Source organism: Streptomyces hyaluromycini (assembly GCF_002217755.1).
Classification (GTDB): domain Bacteria; phylum Actinomycetota; class Actinomycetes; order Streptomycetales; family Streptomycetaceae; genus Streptomyces; species Streptomyces hyaluromycini.
Map to the genome: position 1 here is coordinate 350,437 of NZ_BCFL01000027.1, position 8,302 is coordinate 358,738.

The 8,302-nt window shown below is 72.8% G+C and carries 5 protein-coding genes and 1 pseudogene; all 6 read right to left on the reverse strand.

Features of this window, described 5'->3' with window-relative positions:
- Positions 1-106: 106 nt before the first annotated feature.
- Complete coding sequence (locus SSP29_RS37375) at positions 107-1,474, reverse strand: PP2C family protein-serine/threonine phosphatase (RefSeq protein ID WP_089105343.1); 1,368 nt, start codon at positions 1,472-1,474, stop codon at positions 107-109.
- 3 nt (positions 1,475-1,477) lie between these two features.
- Entirely contained in the window at positions 1,478-3,985 is a 2,508-nt protein-coding gene (locus tag SSP29_RS37380; protein ID WP_089105344.1) for a serine/threonine-protein kinase, read from the reverse strand.
- A 2-nt stretch (positions 3,986-3,987) separates the two neighbouring features.
- Complete coding sequence (locus tag SSP29_RS37385) at positions 3,988-5,322, reverse strand: hypothetical protein (protein ID WP_089105345.1); 1,335 nt, start codon at positions 5,320-5,322, stop codon at positions 3,988-3,990.
- A 47-nt stretch (positions 5,323-5,369) separates the two neighbouring features.
- Positions 5,370-6,410 carry a glutamate ABC transporter substrate-binding protein gene (locus tag SSP29_RS37390; RefSeq protein WP_089105377.1) on the reverse strand — a complete coding sequence of 347 codons (1,041 nt, stop codon included), beginning with the start codon at positions 6,408-6,410 and terminating at the stop codon, positions 5,370-5,372.
- A gap of 14 nt (positions 6,411-6,424) precedes the next feature.
- Positions 6,425-7,840: a GlnX family signal transduction membrane protein gene (locus SSP29_RS37395; RefSeq protein WP_150135646.1), complete on the reverse strand. Its 1,416-nt coding sequence runs from the start codon at positions 7,838-7,840 to the stop codon at positions 6,425-6,427.
- 271 nt (positions 7,841-8,111) lie between these two features.
- Positions 8,112-8,302, reverse strand: a pseudogene (locus tag SSP29_RS57060) (IS110 family transposase); the annotation flags it as partial.

Genomic DNA, 8,302 nt, shown 5'->3' on the forward strand with positions numbered 1-8,302 from the left:
CCCCACGCGTGGTGGGTGCTGCTGACACTGTGCGGACCGGTCCCCTCCGGTCCGCCGATGCTTCCCTGTGCGTCTCTTCCCCGTTTGCGGCCGTTTTGCGGTGGCCTCAGGCGGATCCTGCCCCCTGTGGCGGTTCCGGGAACGGCAGCAGCGCCACTGTTACGTTGTCGTGGCCCCCGCCGTCCAGGGCGTGGCCGACCAGTACCCGGGCCGCGTGCAGCGGTCGTACGGCCGCGTCCGCGGGGACGATCTCGGACATCTCCTCGGCCGTCTCCGCGTAGTTCCACAGGCCGTCGCTGCACACCACCACCACACCGGGCCGGTCCGGCTTGAAGGAAGCGGTGTGCGGCTCCACCTCGTAGGCGTCCGCGCCGAGCCAGCCGGTGATCGCGTGGGCACGCTCGTCGGCGTACGCCTCCGCCTCGCTCATCAGGCCCGCGGCGACCATCTGCGCCGCCCAGGAGTCGTCCTCGGTGAGCCGGGCCGCCGGTGCGCCCCGGTCCACCGGCACCCAGTAGACGCGGCTGTCGCCCACCCAGCCGACCACCAGCAGGCCCGAGGCCACGATCGAGGCGACGATCGTGCACGCCGGGGCGTTCTGGTGCGGGGTGTGCTCACGGGCCGACGGGGGCTCCTCCGCGAGGGCGTTGACCGCCTGGGAGGCCGCGACGATCGCGTCGTGCAGCGCCTGCTGCGGATGGGTGCCCTGCTGCAGCGCGGCCAGCAGCGCCTCGATCGCGGCCCGGGAGGCGGCCATGGACGCCTCGTCGGGACGGGTCGCCGAGGAGACGCCGTCGCAGACGACCGCCACCGAGGCCGGGGTGCCGTCGGGCAGCGCGGTGTGGCCGACGGCGAACGCGTCCTCGTTGCGGTGGTGGCGCAGCCCGCGGTCGCTGACGGCGGCCACCGGGCCCGCCTCCTGCTCCATGTGGTCGCGCTCGCGGGGCTGGGCGTGCCCGCAGTTCTCGCAGTAGCCGTCGTCGTCGACCCGGCCCGCACGGCAGGCCACGCAGACCTTCGGCAGCTCGGTGGTCTCGGCGGCGGAGGCGGCCACCCGCGGGTCCGGCGCCTGCAGCGGGTACTCGTCGGGCTCCGGCGGCCGGTCGAACCGCACCCCGGAGGCCGGCGACACCGGCGATCCGTGCGGGGGCGGCGATCCGTGCGGGGGCGGCGACGCCGGCGAACCGTGCGGCGACGCCGGCAGCTGCTTGCCGCCCGAGTCGGTGCCGGGCAGGTCGGTCGGCAGATGCGGTGCCGCGGGCGTTCCGGAGCTCTCCGGCTCGGGCGGGGGCCAGTCCACGCCCGAGGATCCCACACCGGCGGCGCCCATGGTGAGGGTCGGGTGGTCCTGCGGCGCGGCGGGTACGACCGACAGGTCGTACCCGCACGCACCGCAGAACAGGTCACCCGATTCGAGCGGCTCCGCGCAGCTCGGGCACTTCGCCGGTGCGGCCTGCTGGGGCATCTGCGACATCAACTACACCCACGTCCGGGGGCGGTAACGGTTGGCCCGTTCCACCAGGTCGATCCTCTCCTCACCGCCGGTCGCCAGTCTGGCCAGCGTGCGGTACGAGCGTTCCAGGCCGAAGCGGAGGCCCCGCTCGTCCAGACCGCTGCCGAGCAGCACCCGGCCGCCGACGGCGGGCTGGGAGTCCTGGCCCCCGGAGAGTATCCAGTCCAGCGCGCAGCCGAGGACTTCCGCCGACAACTGCTCACGCCGGGCCGGATCCAGACCGTATGCGTCCAGTCCCTCGATCTGCCCGGCGGCGGCCGTCAGATCGTCCAGGAACGGCGTGTCGTCGGCCGCCGCGGTCCGGTGCCGCAGCCGCGCCCGTACGGCCGCCACCCGGGCCGCCGTGTAGTGGATCGAGGCCTCCGGCACCGACTCCAGCGTCCGTACGGCACCCCGCCGGTCCCCGGCCGCCAACTGCACCCGGGCCAGGCCGAACGCGGAGCTGACGAAGCCCGGGTCGGTCGCCCACACCAGCCGGTAGTACTCGGCCGCGTTGTCCAGCTGGCCGAGCACCTCGGCGCACAGGCCGAGCGCCAGCTTCGGCGCGGTCTCGCCGGGGAAGGCGTCGTAGATCGCGTCGAAGGACAGCGCCGCGCCCTCGAAGTCGCCGGTGACCAGGGCGGCCACGCCCCGGTACCAGACCACCCGCCAGTCGTCGGGCTGCTCGTCCTCCAGCCGGCCGAGGCTCACCAGCGCGGCCTCGAAGTCGCCGTTCTCCAGCCGCGCGCGGATCTGCCGCAGCTCGGTCTCGACCGTCTGCGCCGGGACCGCGGCCAGCGCGCTGAGCAGGCTGACCTCGCCCACCAGCGAGGTCGACAGGCCCGCCAGGAAGCCGGCGTTCGGGTCGTTCTGGTCGACCAGCGGGACCGGCAGGGCGAGCGCGGCGGCCGGGGTGGCGATCGGCCTGACCAGCGCGGGGTCGGCCGGATCCGGGGCCGCTCCCGACGGGTCCAGCGCGAGCGTCCTGGAGGCCACCGCCCGCGCCCCCAGCCGGGACACGTCCCCGTCCAGCTTGGGGAACAGCTCGGTGTCCGTGACCTTCACCTCGGGCCCGAACAGCGTCGACAGCGCGGGCCGCGCGGTGCCGGACTGCACCGACACGACCTCGCGCAGCACGCCGGTCAGCTGCTCGGCCATCTCCTGCGCGGAGGCGAACCGGCGCGCCGGGTCGGGGTCGGTGGCCCGGACCAGCAGCCGGTAGAACGACTCGTACTGCCGGAAGACCTCGATGTTGTCCGGGTCGGGCAGCGAGTCCACGAAGACGGTCGTGTAGCCCTGGAAGTCGAAGGTGAGGACGGCGAGGGTACGGCCGACCGTGTACAGGTCGGAGGCGACGGACGGGCCGACCTCGGCGACCTCGGGCGCCTGGTAGCCGACCGTGCCGTAGATGGCCGACTCCTCGTCGTCCATCCTGCGCACCGCGCCCATGTCGATCAGCTTGAGCTGGTCCTCGGTCTGGATGGCGTTGTCGACCTTGAAGTCGCAGTACAGGAGGTTGCGGCTGTGCAGGTGGCCGAGGGCCTCCAGGGCCTCGATGCCGTAGGCACAGGCCTGCTCCACCGGCAGCGGGTCCCGGCGGCCCTCCGGGGTACGGCGGTCGTTGGCGATCTCCTTGAGGGACTTGCCGCCGACGTACTCCATGACGATGTAGCCGTCGAGGGAGCCGGTGCGCTGGTCGAGGTGCTCGACGAAGTTGTAGATCCGCACGATGTTGGCGTGCTCGATCTCCGCGAGGAACCGTCGCTCGGAGATCGCGGCGGCCATCGCGTCCTGGTCGCCGGTGTCCAGGAGGCCCTTGAGGACCACCCAGCGGTCGGCGACGGCCCGGTCCACGGCGAGGTAGATCCAGCCCAGGCCGCCGTGCGCGATGCAGCCCGCGACCTCGTACTGGCCGTGCACCACGTCGCCGCCCTTGAGCTTGGGCACGAACGAGTACGGGTTGCCGCACTTGGTGCAGAACCCCTCGGTCCGCCCCGGCCGCTCCCCGCGGGCCCGGCCCACCGGCGCCCCGCAGTCCGAGCGCGAGCAGAACCGCTTCCGCTCCGGCACCTCGGGGTTCTCCAGGACCATCTCGCGCGGGTCCGGCTTCGGCACCTGCGGCACCGTGACCAGACCGGCGCCCAGCCGGCTGCGCCCGGACGCGCTCGTCGACGAACCGGAGCTGCGCACCGACACCGAACGGCCCGTCGCATTGCCCGACAGGGACCGCGACAGCCGCCCGGAGACCGAGCGCCGCGACTTCGACGACTGCGACGACGTACGCGTGCTGCCGCGGCTGCTGGAGCGCGAACTCCCGCTGTCCGTCGAGCCCTTGCCGCCGGCCGTGATCCCGGTGTGCGGCGACTCGACCATTCCGGTCGCCGAGACGACCGGCGCCAGACCGCAGGTGTCGCAGTACAGCTCACCGCCGCCCACGTCCTCGTACGACCCCTCGCAGCCCGGCCGCTGGCAGGCCTCTCCCGCCTGACTCACGACTACTCTCCCCTCCGGTCCTCTGGCCCGCCCTGCTGCGGCACCCGCGGCACCCGCGGCGCCCCCAGCGCCTCGGCCGTCGCCTGCTGGTAGCGCAGCACCGCCTGCTCCGCGACCCTGAGATCACAGGGCGCACTCCACAGCATCCGCCGGGCCGCGTCGTACCGCTCGATCAGGAACGGGTCCTCCGCCAGCCCGTGCCGGGCCACCTTCGCCTTGTACGCGTCCAGCCGGCCGCGCAGCTCCGCGCGCACCGCGAGCGGCGCGGTGACCGCCGTCAACGACTCGCGGGCGCGCAGCAGTTCGTCCTCCGCCTTCTGCTCCAGCGATTCGAGCAGCGGTGACAGGCGGTGCCACTGGGCCTGTCTGCGGTACTCGGCGGCCGTCGCCAGCTGCTCCTGCAGCACGGTCGGCGGGCCGCTGACCACCGGCACCTCGGTCGCCGCGATCTTCGCCAGCACCTCACCGCGCGCGGTGCGCGCCTCGGCGAGGGTGCGGTCCGCGCGGGACAGCACGTCCCGCAGCTTGATCAGCCGGGCCTCGGCGTCCTGCCGTACGGTCAGCACGGCGTCGATCTCCCGCCGCACCTCCTCCAGCGCCTGCGCCTCCCGGTCGTACACCGTGGTGTCGGGACGGCCGCCGCCCGGTGCCGAACTCCCCTGCGTGGGAACCCAGAACGTCAGCGGATCCGACACGACGTCCTCCCGGAGCCTCGTCAGCGTCCGGGTGATCCGCTCCAGGTCGTCGCCCGCCGGGTGCTCGCCGGGGCGCACCCCGACGGAGTGTGCCAGCTTGCGGGTGCGCTGCAGCTCCGCGGCGAGTAAATCGATCCGTGCGGGCAGCGCCGACCACACCGCGTCGGCGGTGACGACCATGTCCAGCGAGGTCGCGTACAGCTCGTTCATCCGGTCGACCAGGGCCGCCAGCGAGAACCGCTCGCTGAGCCGGCCGGCCGCCGACAGCAGGGTCGGCGCGTTCGCCGTCGCCGTGGCGCTGCCCGCCACCGTCACGGACTCGCCGCGCAGCAGCTCGGTCAGCTCCACCAGGTCCTCACGGCTGGACCAGCGGCGCCGGGCCCTGATCTCCCGGGCGGAGCGCAGCGCGTCCGTGTAGGCGTCGAAGTAGGCCCACAGCAGGGTGATCGACGCGTCCGCGGCCGCCCACCGCTCCCGGGTCGTCCCGGTCAGCTCGGCGCCTTCGAGGAGCCTGCGGCCCGCGTGGTCCTGCAGGGCGAGCAGCGAGGTCTCGATCGCCTCGTGCTCCGCGCCGAGCCGCGCCAGCGCACGGTCCACCTCGTCCCGGTCCATCACCGGCCCGGCGGGGTCCGTGACGCCCATCGATCACCTCTCGCTTGCTTGTCGGGGCTGGGCCTCGCGGATGCGGGTCAGCTGCTGCGCAGGTACTGCGGCGCGGCCGGTTTCGACGCCGCCGAGTCCCCTCCCAGTGTCGCCGACAGCCACTTGTCGTACGACGCCTGCCAGCCGTCGGCCCGGTACTCCACCAGGATCTGGTTGACCCGGCGTACCAGATCGGTCGCGTCCTTCTTCATCGCCACGCCGTAGTACTCGGTGGTGAACGGGGCACCCTTCAGCTCGACCGTCGGGTCCTGGGCGGCCTGGCTGGCGGCCAGCGCGCCGTCGGTGACCACCGCGTCGACCTCGCCGAGCTGCAGCCGCACCAGGCAGTCGAGTTGGTTGGGGACGGTGGTGGAGATGTCCGCCGAGGCGACCAGCTTCCCGGACTTCCGGTCGGCGTCCAGCTTGGCGTACGCCGTCGAACCGGCCGCCGTGCAGATCTTCTTGTGCGCCAGCGTGCCGTTGTAGCCGGTGATCGAGGACGACTTGGGGGCGAGGACCTGCTGCCCGGTCTTGAAGTACGGCGCGGAGAACGCGACGTCCTTCAGCCGGTCGCAGTTGATGGTCATCGTGCGCACCACCATGTCGACGCGGCCGTCCTGGATCGCCGGTATCCGCTGGCTCGTCGGAATCGCCTTGAACTGCACCGCGTTCGGGTCGCCGAGGATGTCCTGGGCGATCCGGTGCACCAGGTCGATGTCGAAACCCTCCAGCTCCGCATCCGAGTTGTTCGGGTTGCGGTAGCCCCAGCGGTAGCTGTTCTGGTCGACGCCGACGATCAGCTTCCGCTTGGCGCCGGTACGGGCCTTGATGGCGTCGATGGTGGACCCGTCCGCGCCCGACGGCGACCAGGTCTCGTTCTGCGCCTGGGAGTCGGTGCAGTCGTCGGCCTTCGCCGGGCTGCCGGTCGCCAGCCCCGGGCCGCCGAGCCCCTCGCCCCGGCCGCCCTCACCACGGGACTGGGTGAGCGGCAGCAGCAGGACGAACGCCAGCGCCAGCGCGCAGCCGACCGCCATCGCACCCACTCCGCCCCAGCCGCGCAGGGAGGCCCTCATCCGCCGCACGAACATCGCCACGCCCCCTCTCACCGGTACTCCGAAAGCCTGCGCCCGATGCCGAACAGCGCGCCGGACGCCGCCGCGACCCCCAGCATGGCGGCTCCGATCGGCAGTCCGGACATCGCGTTCCGGCCGTCGGTGGCCTGCTCCTTGAACTCGGTCTCCTCGTACGCCAGCGCGCTCTTCAGGTTGGTGTCGACGCTGTCGAAGCACTCGGCGGTCGCGTCCTTGGTGCCTATCACCTTGTCCAGCGCCGCCTGGTAGTCGCCGTTCTCGTCCTCGGTGCGGGCGGCGGTGTGCCGCTCCTTCCACACCTTCATGTTCCCCTCGGCCGCCACGACAGGCTTGCCGCCGGCCGTGCCGTGCGCCAGCGCCGCGGCCTCGGTGAGGCCCTTGCCCAGCGCCGTCATGTCCTTGTCGAAGTCGTAGTAGTACGCGTCGTACGTCTGCCCGCCGACCGTGACCGTCTCGGCGCCGCGCGCCACCAGGCTCAGGTTCTCGTTCCCGCGGGCCTTCAGGGAGGCGATCCGCGCGTCGTGCAGCACGTTCAGCGAGCGGACGCCGTGGTCGTAGGAGCCGTCCAGGCCGGACCGGGCGACGGTGTGGCCGACGACCAGCCACAGCAGCGTCACGACGGTGGCCGCCGAGGCCGCTACCAGGCCGTGGTTCAGCAGGCGGTTCGTCCGGCGGTAGTGGCGCAGCTGGGCCCAGGCGAGCGCGGCGAGCGCGAGGAGGCCGAGGACGATCGCCGCCCACGGGTACGGCGTCGCGTCCGAGTAGTCGGAGGCGAGGCGGGCGTTCTCCTTCGTGTAGAGATCCTCCGCGGCCGGGAGCATCTCCTGCTGCATCTTCTCGTTCGCGTACCGCAGATACGCGCCGCCGACCGGGTAACCCTGCCGGTTGTACACGCGGGCCCGCTCCACCAGCCCCTCGTACTCCGGCAGCAGCTTGTTCAGCTTTGCCACGGCCGCCTCGGAGGGCGAGCCGGGCTCGGAGTTGGCGGCGGCGGTGACCAGCTTGGCGGCGGCGGTCTGGACGTCCGTCTCGTACCGCGTGCGGGAGGCGGCCGTCTCCTGGCCGCCCGCCAGGAAGCCGCTGGAGGCCGTGGTGTTGGCGTCCGCCAGCGAGCGGTAGATGTCGGCGGCGCCCGAACTGAGCGGCTGGCTGCGGTGCAGCACGTCGTCGGCGGCGGCCGCGCGGTCGGTCATCTGCCAGGCGGTGACGGCACCGAAGGCGACGATCAGCACGGCCAGGACGGCGCCGATGATCCGGAGCCGGCCGGGCTCGGTGGTGGCGGCGGCGCGCACCTGCTCGACGCCTTCCGCGAACGCGGAGCGGCGGCGCGGGGGTGCCGCCTCGGGCGCGGGGGAGCCGGTCCGCTGTGCGGGCAGGGCGGTGCCTGCTCCTGGCGGTGCCGCGCTCTTCGTCGGCGGGTGTGTCACTTGACCTCCCCCATGGTCATCCGGTCGCCGCCCAGTATCGCCGCCCGGACTGACATTCGGCACCGGCCTTCACTCGATCTTGATCGGATCGCAGCGGAACCCCTGCCCATGAATACGCCGGGGGAATCGGTTCGGTTCCGGAGGGGTGGGGGAGGTGCACTGCCGGTGGTGAAGGGGGTGGTGCGGTGACGTTTCGGGGTGAGGGCTCGGTGGGGGCTGGTCGCCCACTTCCCCACTCCTACTGCGGGGGGGGGTGCCCCTATGGGGTTCGTCAAGCTGATGGGGCGGGCTGTGGGTCGTAGAAGGTGCCGTCGCGGAGCATTGCGAAGAGCACGTCGGCTCGTCGTCTCGCGAGGCAGAGGAGGGCTTGGGTGTGGTGCTTTCCCTGGCTGATCTTCTTGTCGTAGTAGGTCCGGGAGACCGGGTCGGCCAGAGCCGCGAACGCGGACAGGAAGAAGGCCC

Bases quoted from the DNA above. Each gene is read 5' to 3' on its own strand.
- SSP29_RS37375 (WP_089105343.1), bottom strand. From the start codon at position 1,474: ATGTCGCAGATGCCCCAGCAGGCCGCACCGGCGAAGTGCCCGAGCTGC.
- SSP29_RS37385 (WP_089105345.1), bottom strand. From the start codon at position 5,322: ATGGGCGTCACGGACCCCGCCGGGCCGGTGATGGACCGGGACGAGGTG.
- SSP29_RS37390 (WP_089105377.1), bottom strand. From the start codon at position 6,410: ATGTTCGTGCGGCGGATGAGGGCCTCCCTGCGCGGCTGGGGCGGAGTG.